The sequence below is a fragment of the Desulfosarcina sp. genome, from assembly GCF_055467485.1.
Genome location: NZ_JBUOIV010000022.1, coordinates 50,427 through 65,444, shown reverse-complemented (window position 1 = coordinate 65,444; position 15,018 = coordinate 50,427). Strand labels below are relative to the sequence as shown.

Here is a 15,018-nt window from a genome sequence, read left to right as displayed (position 1 = left end):
AAAAGAATGAGTTGGATCTCTATCATGGCAATAGGACTGGGACTGGCCCTTTTAAGCGGTTGTGGAGAGAAAACGGAAAAAGCCGCTAAAGAGATGAAAGAAGGGGCGCAGGAGACTGTCAGGGAGACGATGGAATCTGCCGCGGCTTGGACCAGGGACAAGATGGACGCTTACCCGAGTGACATGCAAAAACAACTGAAAAATTTAGACACACAGGCTGAGAAACTCAGTGTCAAGGCGGAAAGTCTGGATGACGACGCCAAGGAGGCGTTCCAGGAGCAATTGGCGGCCATAACCGAAAAAAAAGATGCGGTTGCGATGAAAATAAAAGATTTGCAGGGCGCCAGCGGCGAGGCCTGGGAAAAGGCCAAGCAGGAAGTGGATGAACTGATGACCGAACTGGCTGAGCGCTACGAAAACACGAAAAGGGATCTTAGCGAATCCTGACCGTGGATGTCTTGGGGCTGAGAGCGGCTGATCGCATCCATCGTTCACCGAAAGCCGACCGTTCTCAAAGGCGATCAGTTTGATTCAGATCGTCCGACCGATCTCCTCGGCCTCGCTCTGGGCCAGCATGAGATTTCGCGGTGATTTGGCGTCTCCGATGATGTAGACATCGATATTCCGTCGATCCAGTATCGGCTTGGCATCGCGCACCGGTGTCATGGCTTCGGCCACCACCAGGGTATCGAAACCCTCCAGGGTCACCGGGTTGCCGGCGGTGGTAAAGACCACGCCGTCATCGGTGAAGGTCTTGACGGCGACCTGCTTGAACAGGTGGACCGTGTCGCGCTTGAGCCGCTCTCTGAGGTAGAACCGGTCGTTGCTTGACATCTCCTCGGCAAAATGCCGCTTGCGGTTGAGGACCGCCACCTCCCGGCCCTTCTCCGCCAGGAAATCGGCCGTCACCAGTCCGGCCTGACCGCCGCCGAGGATGATCACCCGGTCGCCGGTGATCTTGCCCTCCAGCACTTCGTTCACCGTGCACAGATCCATGCCGGTGGTGAACAGCCCCTTGATGATGGGCATGTCCGGCAGACTGCCCGACGCCAGGACAACCGCATCGGGCCTGACGGCATCCAGCAGCGCCTCGTCCAGTTGGGTGTTGAGGCGCAGGGCGACACCTAATCGCTCGATCTCACGGGTAAGAAAGTCGATCACGTCCATGATTTCGCCCCGGCCGGGCGGTATGGCGGCCAGGCGCAAAAGGCCCCCGACACTGCCCTTTTCCTCGACAACGGTCACCCGGTGGCCACGGATGGCCGCCATGCGGGCGGCCGCCATGCCCGCGGGCCCGGCGCCCACCACCAGCACCGATTTCGCCTCGGGCGCGATTTCGTCTTCGTCCATCAGGTACTCGCGTCCCACGTCGGGGTTGACCACGCAGGAACCGGGTTCCAGGGCAAGCACCGCGTGGATGCACCCCAGGCAGCAGCCGATGCATGGACGGATGGCGTTCAGATTCCCGGCCCGGGCCTTTTCCGGCAGCATGGGATCGGCGATCAGGGCGCGGCCCATGGCGACCACGTCCACCCGCCCCTCCTTGAGAATGCGGTCGGCCAGTTCCGGGCTCTTGATTCGGCCCACCCCCACCACGGGGATAGTCACCACCCGCTTCACGGCTTCGGCCAGGTCGACGAAACAGGCGTGCTGCACATACATGGAGGGGATGGTCAGCTGGGTTGAGCCATAAACCCCGGCCGATACATGCAGGTAGTCGGCCCCGCTCTTTTCCAGGACCGGTGCCAGGCGCAGGGCGTCTTTCAGCGTCCATCCACCCTCGATGTAGTCTTCACCGTTGATGCGCAGCCCCACGGGAAAATCAGCGCCGGCCTTGGCTTTGATGTCGGCCAGCAGTTCCAGGAAAAAGCGGGTGCGGTTTTCGAAACTGCCGCCGTATTCGTCCATACGATGGTTGGAATTGGGGGAGAGAAACTGGTTGATCAGGTAGCCGTGGGCCCCGTGGACCTCGACGAAATCGAACCCGGCATCGCGGCACCGCCGGGCGGCATCACCGAAAGACGCCACCAGTTCGCCGATCTCCTGGGTGGTCAACGCCTTGGGAATGCCTTTCACCACCGCCGGCGCCGGAATGGGCGACGGCGCTACCTTGCGGTCGTGGTAGGACTGGCGGCCGCCGTGCATCAGCTGGACGCCGAAACAAACATCGAAAGACTTCACCGCCCCGACCATCCGTTTCAGGGCGGGAATACAGGCGTCATCCCACAGGGCGGGCAGCCCGGGCAACTCCAGGCCCGTGGGGTGCACACCGCCGCCGCCCACCAGGATCATTCCCGCGCCCCCTTTGGCCCGGGCCGCCAGGTAGCCGGTCAGCTGGTCGGTGACAAAGCCGTTTTCATCCACGCCGAAGTTGATGCTCATGGCGGACATGAGCAGGCGGTTCTTGGCCGTCATGCGGCCGATCCGGATGGGAGAGAAAAGATGCTTCAGGATGGTCATAAGATCCTCCGGGGAAGGATTGTCCCCCTATAAAGTAAAACCGGTCGGTCTTATAGCTGGAACGTGGACATACACCTTTCGGCAGAGCCCGTCAATCGGCTCCCCATTCGGCAATGGCGTCCGAATCCAGGACCCGGTTGCCGGACGCGTCCGCTGCCGCCGTGCGCACCACCGCCGCTGCAACCGTGCGGGCATGCACAGGCCGGTAGCGTTTAGGGATGGCGAAAGCCAGCCATCGACCCAGAACCTGCCCGACCACTTCACCCGCGCGAAATTCCCGTCGATCCCCGAGCAGCAGCGAGGGCCTGAATATACTGACACGGGTGAACCCCAGCGCAAGGATCGCGGCTTCAAGCTCGCCTTTGATCCGGTTGTAAAAGATGCGCGAGTTCGCATCCGCCCCCATGGCCGAAACCAGCAGGAAGTGTCTGCAACCGGCATTTAAAGCGGCCCGGGCGATGGTCAGGGGATACCCGAAATCCACCCTTCTGAAGGCTTCCCGGCTGCCGGCCTTTTTGATGGTGGTACCCAGCGCACAGATGGCCTGGTCGGCAGCCACCTGATCCAGCCACTCAAGCGGACGTTCGAAGTCGACAACCCGGTTGTCGAGCCTGGAAAAGTCTTCGCCCCCTGCGATTGCCGAACGGGTCAACGCAATCACACGGTCGCAGGTTTCATCTTCCAGCAGAAGGCGGAGGATATGACCGCCGACCAACCCGGTGGCGCCCACCAGCAAAACGGTTCTCTTTTCCACGGAGGGACGACTCATTGCATTCTCTCTTCACGGGTGGCGACCGGACGCCAGGTATGCGTTGACCGCACTCCAATAAACCGGCGATGTTTCTATGGTGTTGTGGTCGGTGTCCGGCACGCGGACGCTGGTCACCGGCCCGGCCCAGACCGATTCCAGTTTTTTGGCAAACCGCACGGGAACCACCTGATCGTTGGATGCGGTAAGAAACAGAGCCGGCGTGGTGATGCCCGGTGCCAGGGCCGCGGAATCGAAGCGGTGCTTGAGCATCAAGCCCACCGGAAAGATCGGGTAGTGAGACCGGGCCACGTTGACCAGGGAGTCGAACGGGGTCACCAGGATGACGCCGCCCACCTTGCGGTTGGCCGCCACGTGCACCGCCACACCTGAACCCAGGCTGCGTCCCATGACCACGACGTGGACCGGATCGATTCCTTCGGTTGCCAGCAGGTAATCGATCACGAACAAGGCATCGGACAGCAATGCCTTTTCAGACGGCCTGCCGTCACTGCCGCCGTAGCCGCGATAGTTCATGAAAAGAAACGATTGGGCATTGAAATGCCCGAGATCCGCGAAGTTGAGGGTGACATCCTCGGCGTTTCCCCCGTAATAGACCACCAGCGGATTGCCGGGACCGATCCCATGGTTGAAGAACCAGCCGGTCAGGGTGACATCGCCGTGGCGCAGGCGGATTTCGTTTCCGGCATAGCGGGTCTGGTTATGCGGTGCGGTCGGCTGGGGAAAAAAGATCATTCTGCCTTGAAAAAGATAGAGCAGAAGAGTCGCCCCAACGAAAAAAAGAACAAGGATCTTAAGTGTTTCTATGATCATTTTAGCCATTGTCGATTTACAGGCAACGCCGAGATGGATGACTCGCCCTTCGTTTTAAATCATCTACGCAATCCAATTTTCGTGGCACAGTCGCACGCCGGCCTCGATCTTTTCCCGGGGGACCAGCAGCGAGATGCGAAACGAAGTGGTGGTGACACCGGCAATGGCGATTTCATATCGCGCCAGCAGGGCCAGGGCCTCGATCAAGGTGTCGTTGGTTCGGTTGAGCCCTTCGCCGATCAGCGACAACGCACCCAGGTGCGTGTCGAACCGGACGGCTTTACCCAGGCGCCGGGCCAGTCTCTCCCGGATCTCGGACCAGCCGTATACGTTGGGGGAGGAGACCACAAAGGAAACCCGCGATGAAGCAGGATCGTCGGGCACATCGGCGGCATGGATCTCTTTCACCGGCACCTGCTCCTGCTCCAGAAGCCCCAAGGCCCAGTTGAGGCCGGCCAGTGATTGATCCCCGCCGATGCGAACTCGGGTGACCGCCTCCTCGCTGACCACTGCCTGAACACCGGCCACCTTTCCCGGCGGAAGCATCCTCACCACCGTTTCCCGTTTCCGGTCGAATGTGCTGCGGGCATATATGGCGATCTGCTTTTCCTTGGCGAACTGGACCGCCTGGGCGTTGAGCACCTTGGCGCCGGCGGCGCTCATCTCCTGCATCACCGGATAGGAGACTTCCGGCAGGTGGCGGGCATCGGCCACCGTGGATGGGTCGGCCGAGTAGACCCCGTCCACGTCCGAGTAAATTTCACATCGATCGGCGTCGATCGCGGCGGCCAGGGCCACCGCCGTGGTGTCCGAACCGCCGCGCCCCAGGGTCGTGATGTCCCTCTTGTAGCTCACCCCCTGAAACCCGCCAACCACCACGACCCTGCCCTCGGCCAGTTCATCCTGCACCCGGAAGGGACGCACCTCGATCACCTGAGCGTCATTGTGGCGGTGGTTGGTAATGATGCCGCACTGGGACCCGGTCAGGGAGACCGACTGCACACCCAGTTCGTTCAGGGCGATGCACAGCAAGGACATGGTGATCCGTTCGCCCGTGCTCAGCAGCATGTCCATCTCCCGTCTCGGTGGTTTCGATGACATGCTGCGGGCCATCTCGACCAGCTGGTTCGTGGTTTTGCCCATGGCCGAGACCACGGCGGCCACGTCCGTGCCCTGTTTTTTTACCCGGGCGATCATACGGGCCACCTTCATGATCTTGTCGACGTCGGACAGGCTGCTGCCGCCAAATTTTTGCACGATACAGCTCATGGCTTTTCCCTAGAGATGAACCTTCATTGAGACCTGTCAGGCTAAAACAGGTATTTGATCAGCACAAAACTGCCCACCAGCAATACCGTGAAGGTAACGGCAAGCAGGTCGAAATAGCGGTCGATAAAGCGCTGGATGCGCGGACCGAACAGATAGATCAACCCGCCCACAAGGAAAAATCGAGCTGACCGGGATGCCATGGATGCCAGGATGAAAACCGTGAAATTGATTTTGAACATGCCGGCGGCAATGGTGAACACCTTATAGGGAATAGGGGTGAACCCGGCGATGCCCACGGCCCAAGCGTCGTAGGTGTTGTAGAGGTTTTCGATATAGGCCACCTTGTCCGTCAGGCCGTAAAAATCCACGATGCGAATACCCACCGAAGCCATGAACTGCCAGCCGATCAGGTATCCCAGGCACCCTCCGAAAATGGATCCGATGGAGCAGACCAGGGCGTATTTGAATGACCGGTCCGGCCGGGCCACGCACATGGCGATAAGCAGAACGTCCGGCGGAATGGGAAAAAACGAGGATTCGGCAAAGGCCAGCAGGAACAGGGCGCAGGTGCCGTATGGGGTGGCGGCCCAGTGAAGTACCCAGTCGTAAAGACGCCTGAGCATTTACTGCTCTCTCCAGCCGTGTTCGCCAACCAGCTTGACAAAACGGCACCCGCCCAGATTGGACTGGTGGATGCCCTGTTCGTCCCGAACGAGTTTGATAAGATCCTGGGAGTGGCGATCCCCCACCGGAATCACCATTCGACCGCCCACGGCCAGCTGGTTGACCAGCACCGTGGGAATCTCCGGCGCACCGGCGGTGACGATGATGGCATCATAGGGGCTGTGCTCCTTCCAACCGGTGGTGCCGTCCGAATAGCGGGTGACAATGTTGTGATAGCGCAGCTTGTCGAACAGCTTCCGGGTTCGGGTATACAGCGAGTAGATGCGCTCTACCGTATAAACCCTGAAGGCGATCTGGGCCAGGATGGCCGCCTGATAGCCGGAACCGGTGCCGATCTCCAACACCCGGTCCTCCGGGGTGATCTGGAGCGACTGGGTCATTTCCGCCACGATGTATGGCTGGGAAATGGTCTGCTGTTCACCGATGGGCAGGGGAAAGTCGCCGTAAGCCTGATCCATCATGGCTTCGCTGACAAACAGATGTCGGGGGACGGTCCGCATGGCGGACAGTACACGGGGATCGTTGATCCCGCGGGCGATGATCTGTTTGGTGACCATTTCATTTCTCAGGCGCTGGTATTTCATCGGCTCGTTTCTCCCAGCACGTGTTTATCAATTAAGGCATGTCAGGTCAAGAAGTTAAGATGCCAGCGGACGGAGGTCTGGTGACAGAAATCGGATGACTGAAGCCGGAAGACTGAACCCAGATCCCAACTAAAAAAAGCGCCCCGCAACGGAAGGCGCTTTATATTTCCCTATCAAGTCGTCGATGGCTTAAATCTTATAGATCACCCGCTTTTCGGTGATAATGATATCGACATGTTTGTCGTGAGACTCCATGGGTACCTGGGGAATCAGCTGTCCCTCGAACACCAGGCCCACCTTGCGGGTGGTCATCGGCAGGTCGGGGATGACCCGGTCGTAGTATCCGTCACCGGATCCGATCCGACCGCCTTTTTCATCCATGGCGATTCCGGGAACAATGGCGATATCGATTGAATCCAGCGGAACCGGCTTGCATTTGGACGGGTTCGGTTCCAGAATCCCACGCGGGCCAATGACAAGATCCTTGTCCGGGTTGTCCACTTTCATCAGTTTCATTCTGGATTTGGCCGTATCGAAGGCGGGGAGTACCACGATCTTGTTGAAATCGTATGCCCGCTTGATAATGGTGTCCGTGGCCACTTCATGGTCGGCATTGACATAAAGCATGACAATTTTGGATTCGAGAAAGTTGGCGAACTCGAACAATCTATTTTCGATAATGCGGGTGTTTGCTTCGAGTACATCGCTGGCAAGGGTATTGAAAAAGGTCGCTATTCCATTTCTGATTTCCTGCTTTTTTTCCCGGACTTCATCCATTGACATCTCCATCATTGTGTTTTGTATCTGGTGGAAAAAACTCGCCTTGATCGTTGCCCCCCTTACGAGAAAAGCACCGGGAGGAGGGATCCTGTTGACTGACAACAATCCGATTTTCCGGCCGTTCACACCCGCGACCGCAAGCGGCCTGAGATGTGCGTCTTATCACGGTTCAACCGGCAATCATCATTGACTAATTGGACCACTTGGGATAAGCTTTCGCTTGATTTTGCTTCGGTGTTCGCCTTTCATCGGTTTAGCCGTTCACCACCCCTAAACGAACCGTCACTGCCACCTGAAACCCGATGTATGGCCTCGTTTAAACACGATTTTGGATTATAAGGACAAATATGCTGGAAATCAAGCTCGTCAGAGAAAATTTGGACTTGGTCAAAACAGCCATGCAGAACCGCGGAACGGCCTTTGATTGGGAGGCCTTTCAAGACCGGGACGCCCGGCGAAAAAGCATCCTTTTCGAACTGGAAGAACTTCGCCGCCAGCGCAACCAAGTGTCCGACGAAGTCGCCCGCATGAAACGCAGCGGAGAGAATCCCGACGCGATCATCGAGCGAATGCGGGATGTATCCGCGACCATCAAGAACCTGGAAAAAGACCTTGGTGAAGGTGAATCGGCCATCGACGAAATGGTCATGGCCATGCCCAACATCCCCCATGCCAGCGTACCGGTGGGCAAAAACGAAACGGATAACCCCGTGGTCAAAACGGTGGGTGACCCCACTGTCTTCTCCTATGCGCCCTTGCCCCATTGGACCATCGGGGAGAACTTGGGCATCCTGGATTTTACCCGTGCCGCCAAAATCGCCGGTGCACGCTTCCCTCTCTACCTGGGAGTGGGAGCACGCCTGGAGCGCGCCCTGATCAACTTCATGCTGGACCTGCACACCACCGAGCACGGGTATAAAGAGGTGCTGCCGCCATTTATCGTCAACCGGAAAAGCATGACCGGCACCGGCCAGCTGCCCAAGTTCGCGGCGGACCTCTTCAAGCTCGAGGGGTTGGACTATTTTCTCATCCCCACAGCGGAGGTCCCGGTCACCAACATCTACCAGGAGGAAATCCTGGACGAATCCCAGCTGCCGGCCTATTTCACGGCCTACACACCCTGTTTCCGCTCCGAGGCCGGGTCCTACGGCAAGGATACGCGCGGCCTGATCCGGCAACACCAGTTCAACAAGGTGGAGCTGGTCAAATTCAGCCGGCCGGAGACCTCCTACGACGAGCTGGAATCGCTCCTGGACAATGCCGAGACCGTGCTTCGCCGCCTTGAACTGCCCTACCGGGTGATCACCCTGTGTACCGGAGACATCGGATTCTCCTCAGCCAAGACCTATGACATCGAGGTGTGGATGCCGGCCCAGGGCGTCTACCGGGAGATATCCTCATGCAGCAACTTCGAGGATTTCCAAGCCCGGCGGGCCAACATCCGCTTCAAGGAGAAGGGCAAAAAAGGCACCCGGCTGGTCCATACCCTGAATGGCAGCGGACTGGCCGTGGGCAGGACCCTGGCGGCCCTGCTGGAAAACTGTCAACAGGAGGACGGCACCGTCGTCATCCCGGATGCGCTCAGACCGTACATGGGCGGAACGGAGATGATTCGCTCTTGAGACACGATCAATTCCCGGAAGAGATCCGGCCGAACCTGGTACCCGAACCCGGCGGCGCACTCGTCTACCGATGCCTGGGCTGCCGCGCCGAACACGGCATCGAGTCCCTGCTGTACACCTGCCCGGACTGCGGCAGCGTATTGCTCATCCATGATCGGCAGTTCGATCGGCTGAAGGCGATCGACGGCGAACAGTGGCAGCGGATTTTCGACTACCGGCGCATGCTCAAGATTCCGGCCGTCAAGGGCATCTACCGCTACCACGAGTTCATCGGCCCCGTGATCCCCCTGGATTCGGTGGTCTACCTGGGAGAGGGCCACACCCCCGTGGTGGAAGCCAACGGCCTGCTCCAGGACAAAGCGGGCATGCGGTTCTTCTATAAGAACGATGGTCAGAACCCCAGCGCATCCTTCAAGGACCGGGGAATGGCCAGCGCCCTGAGCTACATCAATTTTCTCATCCGGCAGGGGCTGGTCGATCAGGTACTCTCCATCTGTGCGTCAACCGGAGACACCAGCGCCGCCGCGGCACTCTACGCCGCTTATCTCAATCCCCGCATCAAGTCGGCAGTCCTTCTGCCGCACAAAAAGGTAACCCCGCAGCAACTATCCCAGCCGCTGGGCAGCGGGGCGGACGTCTTCGAGATTCCCGGCGTGTTCGACGATTGCATGAAGGTTGTCGAAGCGCTTTCCGAGCAGTACAACGTAGCCCTGCTCAACTCCAAGAATGCCTGGCGCATCCTGGGCCAGGAGTCCTACTCCTATGAAATCGCCCAGGACTTCGACTATATCATGGCCGACAAGGTCGTAGTGGTGCCCATCGGAAATGCGGGAAACATCACCGCCGTGATGAACGGATTTCTCAAGTTCCATGAGGTGGGAATCATCGAGGCCCTGCCTAAAATCCTGGGCGTCCAGTCCGTCCACGCCAACCCGGTGTTTCAGTATTACAGCGAACCGGAAGCCGAAAAACGCCGGTTCGTACCCATGACCGTCAAACCCAGCGTGGCCCAGGCCGCCATGATCGGCAACCCGGTCTCCATGCCCCGGGTGATCCATCTGGTGGAACGCTACAACCAGGTTGCCGGCCGCCCCCGGGTCTTTTTTGTGCAGGTGGCCGAACAGGACATCATGGACTGGCAACTCACGGCCAACCGCAACGGCCACATCGCCTGCACCCACGGTGGTGAATCGCTGGCCGGACTGGCGGTGGCCCTTGGAAAAGGATTTCTGGACTCCGGCGAAACGGCCATTGTGGATTCCACGGCCCACGCCCTCAAATTTTCCGGTTTCCAGGACATGTACTTCCAGAACCGTTTTCCGGATGGATATGCCGTTACACCGACCCCGGCACTGGTCAACCAGCCACGCTATGTCCATCCGAAAGGTCTGAAGCAGGTGCCGGCGCCGGGGAAACCGCTCGACCCGGAGGCGTTGTCCACCTTCATCAAGGCCATCTCCCGGCAGATCGCTGCCGATCTTGGATTAAAGAAACGGACTTAACCGGATGCGGCTGGAAGACGCGATCCCGCCAGCCGGAACCCCAACGACAAAGACAGGCAAACGCCCATGGCCATGAAACATGCAAACCTTTTTCGCCACTGCGCTAGCCGTCGAATGCTCGCGCCGGTGATGGTGTGTGTCCTGCTGTTCCTGACCGCAGACACCTATGGCGCCATGCTCTATAAAAACTACGTGGTGCGCTACGACCGCGGCTGGGACATCCTCTGTGACCCCTACCAGGTCCGGCAGGGGGATTGGGTGCTTAAGATCTTCCGCCAGAAAGGCGAACTCGCTCACAACGATTTCAGGGAATTTCTGGGTATCTTCGAGCGCCTCAACCCCCATGTGAAAGACATCGACCGCATCCGTCCCGGGCAGGTGGTGGACATTCCGCTTAAAAAGCTGGCCCAGGGCACCTTACCGGGCCAGGCCTCCGGCGTGGTCACCATCCCCGTCGTCATGATCTCCAGCCCCAAAGAGATGATCGAAAAGCATACCCGGACATACACCATTCAACGGGGCGACACCGTCTCCAAACTGATTGCCAACCGATTCGGCGGCCGCTTCGGAAACGTCACCTACAGCCAGGGATTGGAGCTGTTCAAGGCCGCCAACCCGCACATCAAGGACGTCAATCGAATTTACGCCGGGCAGAAAATTTACATGCCCGATCCCTCGATCCGGGAACAGAGCTGGTACAGCGCCCTGTTCGATGAAGCCGGCAAACTGGTCGAACAGGTGACGGAGGCCGAGGAATCCGAAGCCGCGGAACCCCAATCGCAAACCCAGCCCGTCGTCGCCAGCGCACCGGAGGTGGCTCCGCTTCCTTCGGAAACGACCGCCAGCGGCCCGGCTGCCGAAGCGGCATCGGCAATCGGCGGCCGCCTGCTGGACAAGGGGACCTATTTTTTTCCCATGAAGCAAGGCAAAGATTTCGAGCTGGACCTTTCCCGCTACCCTATGATCGATCTGCAGAACGGGTCCAAAGTGATTCTGACCACCCAGGACCGGGTGATGAACGTGGATCTGCCGCTGGTTCAATCCTACTGGGACAATGTCAAGGCGGTAAAAGTTTCCGAAAACGCCTCGTCCCAGGAAATTCTGGAAGCCGTCTTTTCGGCCTTTTCGGGTGAAGCATCGACCGACCACCTGGCCTTTGACGACGGGGCGGTGAGCATCCGCGTCAGCGCCAAATGGATCCGCACCGAACCGTCGGCCGATGGCCGCATTCCCCGGCATTCCTGCATCACCCCCATCATGTCCACCGCCGAGCGAACCCACGAGACCATCGTCCGCTACCTGGACCAGAACGACATTCTGATCAAGGAGATCCTGCCCGGCGCACCCGAGCCAGTCCGGCGACCGATACACTCGGCTGCAGCGGCGGGTGTCGAGAGCATCGACGGCACCGGCCAGAAAGCCCTCATCGAGTCGTTTGCCGCCTTCATGGGCTTTCATTACTCACCCAACACCAGCATCAGCTTCCCCTACGCCGGCATCCAGGTCCAGGCATTGTCGAACCTCCTCTCCTTCGGGAACGGGAGAGAAATTCTAATCGACTTCGGAGACCTGTACGGCGATGCGGTAGATGCCATCCGGGGCACGGGGCTTGAGATCCTGCAAATCAATGTGGACGCCGGACCGCTGGAGATCATTCAGCGCCTGATGGAAACCGCCGGGAAGGCCTATACCGCATCCCCCGTATTCTATGGTGCGAACCGGCCTGCCGCGTTCAATACGGCGATTTCCGTCAGCGGTATACTGATACCGGCCGACACCGGTGAAAATCGACTGATTACCGAAAAACGGATACCCGAATCGATCGAACCTTTTTTCCGGAACCAGGGCATCCAACTGGTCCGGATCGAAGGCACCGACCGACAATAGGTCAATCGGAGCATTGTCTAAGCAGATGAATCGACCCGGACACGCTCATTATAAAAGGAGAAGGTCCATGGCACGTTGGCGACCGGAGGCGACAGTTGCATTGCTTTTTGCATTGCTGCTGTTTTCGGCATGCGCGACCCCAGGCGGTTCCCCCCAGGACAAAAAAAAAGCGGCGGCGGCCATTAACCTGGGCGAAGCCTATATGAGTGGAGGAAATTACACGGCGGCCCTGGGAGAATTGCTCAAGGCGGAAAAGCTGACTCCGGACGATCCCATCCTGCATAACGATCTGGGATTGGTGTATATGGCCAAGGAGAAGTTCGACCTGGCCGTGGTGCACTTTGAAAAAGCGGTGCAGCTGAAGCCCGACTACTCCTTGGCCAAGAACAACCTCGGCAGTGCCTACCTGGTGCGCAAGGAGTGGGACAAGGCCATCGTCGTGCTCGAGGAGGTGATCGGAGACATGCTCTACGCCACGCCTCACTTTCCGTTGGCCAACCTGGGATGGGCATACTACAACAAGAACAATTATGACAAGGCCCGTCATTATCTGAAAGAGGCCCTGGAACTGCAGCCTGAATTTTTTATCGCCCAGTTGAATCTGGGCAGAACCTACCTGGCTACCGGCCAACTGCACGGCGCGCTGTCCATGTTCGAATCGGCTGCAAAACTCAATCCCAGGGACCCTGCTCTGCTGTTGGAACTGGGAAGGACGTATCGCCTGCTGGGAGACTACAACAATGCCAGGCTGGCCTTGAAGGGCGCCATTGAATACACGGAAGATTCGGACCTGGCCGTCAAGGCAACCGAGGAGTTGAGCAAACTTTACCAGTAGCGCCGCGACTATTCATCTGGACGATCCCCGTTCGCGGTTGGATGGCCTGCCGAGGGAAACGTTATGACCAGAGACGACCGCGCAACCGCGCATGGTCCGTCCGACCGGTTGAAGCAACAGGTCGCCGAGCTGACCCGCCGTCAGGCCGAGTTGGAAGCGATCAACCAGTCCCTCATCAACGAGCGCGACTCGCTCAACAGGAAACTGGCGGATTGCTCCCGTTTCATGCAGGCGTCTGCCACCGGCTTGATTTCGCTGGACAAGTCCGGTCTCATCGACGGCGTCAGCTCGCGCGCCGTCGGCATGCTCGGTGCAGACAAATCCTATCTGCTGAAAAAACCCATCAGTCTGTTCATCGCCACTGAAGACCAGGCCGTTTTTTTTATCAACCGCAGCCGCATCTTCGCCGGAACGCAAAAAGAGCCCTTCGAACTCACGCTCAAGACGAAAAGCGGAACCACATGGTCAGCCAGGGTTCATGCCCAGCCGGTGCAGGCGCCCAACCAGCGCCTGCCGGGCATGCTGTTGACCGTGGAAGACATCACCCCGTATCGACAGGCGCTGGAAGCCCTGCAGCACAAAGAATATTTTGTCAATCTGCTGTTTTCCATCATCGATGACCTCTCTGCCTGGTCCCCGGCCGATATCGACCCGATCATCGTCTATTCCCTGGAAAAAGTGGGCCTGGTTTCAGGGGCGGATCGGGTCTACGTCTGCCTGTTTCACGATCGAAAAACCCGGCTTTCCATCACTCATGAATGGCTCGGCGACGGAGTCCAAACGCCGGCGCCGGCGCTGAAAAACACCCGGTTGGATGCTTTTTCCAGGGTACTGGGCCAGGTGAAAAAAGGCGGCACCGTCTCCATTGCGGATGTCGACACCCTGGCCGCGATGGATCATGCCGCCCACGAAGGTTTCCATGCGCCTAGCGTCAAATCATTTTTTTTCGCCCCCCTGTTCTACGGGCGCTACCTGCTGGGAGTCATCGGCTGTGATGCCGTCAGGCAACCGGTCGCCTGGTCCGACGAAACGCAGAAACTGGTCACGTGCGTCGGCAGCGCCATCGTCAATGCACTGATCCGGCGGCAGGCCCAGAATGCGCCGGCCGCGGTTCGCCAGGCGATCCTCCAATTCGTCGCACCCGGTCCCCCATCCGCCGGCGACGACCTGATCGACTACGACGGACCCATCGAGGTCATTGACAATGACATCGACGCCGAAAAAACGGTTGGCTGGCATTTCGAGGAGGGGGAGCCCGACGGCCGGGAACTGCCGGTAACGGCACTGCTCAAGGACGGAAAAACAGCCAATATCGCCTGCAAGCACTGCAACCGCCAGAAACTGCTGGACATTTCCGAAATCCGGACCATCGGCACCCGCCTGAAGGCCACCTGCGTCTGCGGTAACGCCATGTACATCAACGTCGAACTTCGCCGGGAGCACCGCAAACGCGTCAATTTTGACGGCGTGTTCATCCGCGGCCGGAAAGACCGCCTGACCCTGAAATCCGACGACTGGGGAAGGATCCTGATCGACAACATCTCCCGCCATGGAATCGGCTTCAAGGTCTTCGGCAAACCGGACATGCGCGTCAACGACCGCTTCCGGGTCAAGTTCACCCTCGACAATACGGCCGGCTCGGTGATTCAAAAGACGGTGGTTGTGCGTTCGGTGGCCGGGGAGACGGTCGGCTGTGAATTCACTGGCCAAGACGCCTGCGATGTGACCATCGGCTTTTACATGATGACCTGACCGGCAATTAAGCTCGGCCGTCATAAATGGACAATGCCGTCGCCAACGCGGTCCAGATCAG

General features: G+C 58.8%; 13 protein-coding genes. 6 read left to right on the top strand and 7 right to left on the bottom strand.

The features are described from left to right. The first annotated feature begins 24 nt into the window (after nucleotides 1-24). Entirely contained in the window at nucleotides 25-447 is a 423-nt protein-coding gene (locus ACZCED_RS12415; protein WP_462967523.1) for a sll1863 family stress response protein, read from the top strand. A gap of 84 nt (nucleotides 448-531) precedes the next feature. Here ACZCED_RS12415 and ACZCED_RS12410 read toward each other — a convergent pair whose 3' ends face one another. The 7 genes from ACZCED_RS12410 to ACZCED_RS12380 all read right to left on the bottom strand — a co-directional run bounded on the left by ACZCED_RS12410 (nucleotide 532) and on the right by ACZCED_RS12380 (nucleotide 7,356). Continuing rightward, nucleotides 532-2,460, bottom strand: a complete 1,929-nt coding sequence (locus ACZCED_RS12410; protein WP_462967522.1) for an oxidoreductase — start codon at nucleotides 2,458-2,460, stop codon at nucleotides 532-534. Nucleotides 2,461-2,551: 91 nt separating this feature from the next. After that, nucleotides 2,552-3,229 (bottom strand): oxidoreductase, encoded by a 678-nt coding sequence (locus ACZCED_RS12405; RefSeq protein WP_462967521.1) that lies wholly within the window; start codon nucleotides 3,227-3,229, stop codon nucleotides 2,552-2,554. Nucleotides 3,230-3,241: 12 nt separating this feature from the next. Next, nucleotides 3,242-4,042 carry an alpha/beta hydrolase gene (locus tag ACZCED_RS12400; protein WP_462967520.1) on the bottom strand — a complete coding sequence of 267 codons (801 nt, stop codon included), beginning with the start codon at nucleotides 4,040-4,042 and terminating at the stop codon, nucleotides 3,242-3,244. A 63-nt stretch (nucleotides 4,043-4,105) separates the two neighbouring features. Further along, nucleotides 4,106-5,311 carry an aspartate kinase gene (locus tag ACZCED_RS12395; RefSeq protein ID WP_462967519.1) on the bottom strand — a complete coding sequence of 402 codons (1,206 nt, stop codon included), beginning with the start codon at nucleotides 5,309-5,311 and terminating at the stop codon, nucleotides 4,106-4,108. 41 nt (nucleotides 5,312-5,352) lie between these two features. Further along, nucleotides 5,353-5,934: a YqaA family protein gene (locus ACZCED_RS12390; RefSeq protein ID WP_464860904.1), complete on the bottom strand. Its 582-nt coding sequence runs from the start codon at nucleotides 5,932-5,934 to the stop codon at nucleotides 5,353-5,355. Then, on the bottom strand, nucleotides 5,935-6,579 hold the full coding sequence (locus ACZCED_RS12385; protein ID WP_464860903.1) for a protein-L-isoaspartate(D-aspartate) O-methyltransferase: 645 nt from the start codon (nucleotides 6,577-6,579) through the stop codon (nucleotides 5,935-5,937). Nucleotides 6,580-6,768: 189 nt separating this feature from the next. Continuing rightward, nucleotides 6,769-7,356: a 5-formyltetrahydrofolate cyclo-ligase gene (locus ACZCED_RS12380; RefSeq protein ID WP_462967516.1), complete on the bottom strand. Its 588-nt coding sequence runs from the start codon at nucleotides 7,354-7,356 to the stop codon at nucleotides 6,769-6,771. A gap of 350 nt (nucleotides 7,357-7,706) precedes the next feature. Between ACZCED_RS12380 and serS the strand changes: the two genes are divergently transcribed. From serS to ACZCED_RS12355, 5 genes are all read left to right on the top strand, one after another. Continuing rightward, nucleotides 7,707-8,981, top strand: a complete 1,275-nt coding sequence (gene serS, locus ACZCED_RS12375) for a serine--tRNA ligase (RefSeq protein ID WP_464860902.1) — start codon at nucleotides 7,707-7,709, stop codon at nucleotides 8,979-8,981. Beyond that, complete coding sequence (thrC, locus tag ACZCED_RS12370; protein ID WP_462967514.1) at nucleotides 8,978-10,483, top strand: threonine synthase; 1,506 nt, start codon at nucleotides 8,978-8,980, stop codon at nucleotides 10,481-10,483. The genes serS and thrC overlap by 4 nt, the downstream gene beginning before the upstream one ends. Before the next feature lie 66 nt (nucleotides 10,484-10,549). Further along, nucleotides 10,550-12,370, top strand: a complete 1,821-nt coding sequence (locus ACZCED_RS12365) for a LysM peptidoglycan-binding domain-containing protein (protein WP_464860901.1) — start codon at nucleotides 10,550-10,552, stop codon at nucleotides 12,368-12,370. Nucleotides 12,371-12,437: 67 nt separating this feature from the next. Next, nucleotides 12,438-13,205 (top strand): tetratricopeptide repeat protein, encoded by a 768-nt coding sequence (locus tag ACZCED_RS12360; RefSeq protein WP_462967512.1) that lies wholly within the window; start codon nucleotides 12,438-12,440, stop codon nucleotides 13,203-13,205. A gap of 63 nt (nucleotides 13,206-13,268) precedes the next feature. Beyond that, nucleotides 13,269-14,957 (top strand): PAS domain S-box protein, encoded by a 1,689-nt coding sequence (locus ACZCED_RS12355; RefSeq protein ID WP_464860900.1) that lies wholly within the window; start codon nucleotides 13,269-13,271, stop codon nucleotides 14,955-14,957. Nucleotides 14,958-15,018: the final 61 nt, after the last annotated feature.